General features: G+C 77.4%; 1 protein-coding gene. It reads right to left on the bottom strand.

Features of this window, described 5'->3' with window-relative positions; genetic code table 11:
- Positions 1-1,562 (bottom strand): condensation domain-containing protein (locus tag GTW08_RS19910; protein WP_237454008.1); only part of this gene is annotated, 1,562 nt, incomplete at both ends.

The following is a 1,562-nucleotide window of genomic DNA, read 5'->3' as shown; positions in this document are numbered from 1 at the left end:
CGCGTCCAGCTCGGCGTAGGTGAGCCGCACGTCCCCGGCGACGACGGCGAGGTCGCCGCGGGCGAGCGCGGCCCGGTCGGCGAGCAGGTCGGCGACCGTCGCGGTGCCGGTGTCGACCCGGCGCCCGGTGCGGTGCGCCTCGACCTCGGTGCGCTCGTCGTCGCCGAGCGGGTCGATCCGCGCGACCGGGGAGTCGGGGGCGTCGAGCAGACCGTGCAGGACGCGGCGCACCCGCTCGACCCAGCGGGCCGCGGACCGCTCCCCGACGGTGTGCGACAGGGTCAGCCGGAACCGCTCGCCGGGGGTGACCGCGAGGGTCAGGGCGTAGTGCGTGGTGTCGGTGCTGGTCAGGTCGGTGATGCCGTGCCGGGCGCCGAGGTCGGCGACCCGCTGCTCACCGCCCTCGGGGCGGTAGACGAACAGCGTGTCGAACAGCGTCCGGTGCCCGGAGACCTGCTGGATCTCCCCCAGCCCGACGGTCTCGTGCCCCAGCAGCGCGAGCCGCTCGGCCTGCACCCGGGCGAGCAGCTGCGCGCCGGTCTCGCCGGGGCGCAACGCGACCCGGGCGGGCACGGTGTTGAGGAACAGCCCGATCACGTTCTCCACGTCGGGCACGGTCGCGGGCCGCCCGGCGACCGAGGTGCCGAACACGACGTCGTCGCGGCCGGTGCCGGCGGCCAGGGCCAGCGCCCAGACCGTGGAGAGCACGGTGTTGGGGGTGACCGCGGTGGCGCGGGCCAGCTCCCGCAGCCGCGCCGAGGTGTCCGCGTCGAGGTCGAGGTGGGTCTCGGCGACCTCCCGCGGGCCCGCGGCGGGGGCCGGCGCGGTGAGGGTGGGCTCGTCGAGCCCGGCGAGTGCGTCCCGCCAGGCGGCCCGGCCGGGCTCCGGGTCGCGGGCGGCGATCCAGGCCAGCAGGTCGTCGTAGCCGCCGCCGGGTGGCGGGGGCGGCGACCCGGCGTAGGTGTCGAACAGCCCCTCCAGGAACAGCCAGGCCGACCAGCCGTCCCAGATCAGCAGGTGGCGGTGGATCAGCAGCCGGTCGCGGCCGTCGCCGCGCAGCACGGTGATCCGGAACAGCGGCGGGGCGCTCAGGTCGAACGGCGCGGTCCGGTCGGCGGCGGTGAGCCGGTCCCGTTCCGCCTGCGAGCCGGTGTGCACCAGACGGACCGGCGGGGCCGGGTCGGCGGCGACGAACTGCACCGGCCCGTCGAGGCCGTCGGCGGTGAACCCGGCACGCAGCGTGGGGTGGCGGCGCAGCATCGCGGTCACCGCGTCGCGCAGCCGGTCGAGGTCGATCTCGTGGTCGAGCTCGACGGTCTCCTGCACGGTGTAGGCGTCACCGGCGGCGGTGACGGTGCCCGCGGTGCCGTCGAGGGTGGCGTGGAAGTAGAGGCCCTCCTGCAGCGGGGACAGCGGCCAGACCCGTTCGACGTCGTCGCCGGCGATCTCCCGCACCCGGGCGAGGACGGCCGGGTCGGGGTCGGGCAGCGGCGGTACCGGCTCGGCGGCCGTCCCGGCCCGACCGGCGACGGCGGCCGGGGTGCGCCCGGCCAGCACGTCGC

It is taken from the genome of Pseudonocardia sp. SID8383 (assembly GCF_009864975.1).
GTDB classification, from domain to species: domain Bacteria; phylum Actinomycetota; class Actinomycetes; order Mycobacteriales; family Pseudonocardiaceae; genus Pseudonocardia; species Pseudonocardia alni.
This window is presented reverse-complemented; position numbering and strand designations above follow the sequence as displayed.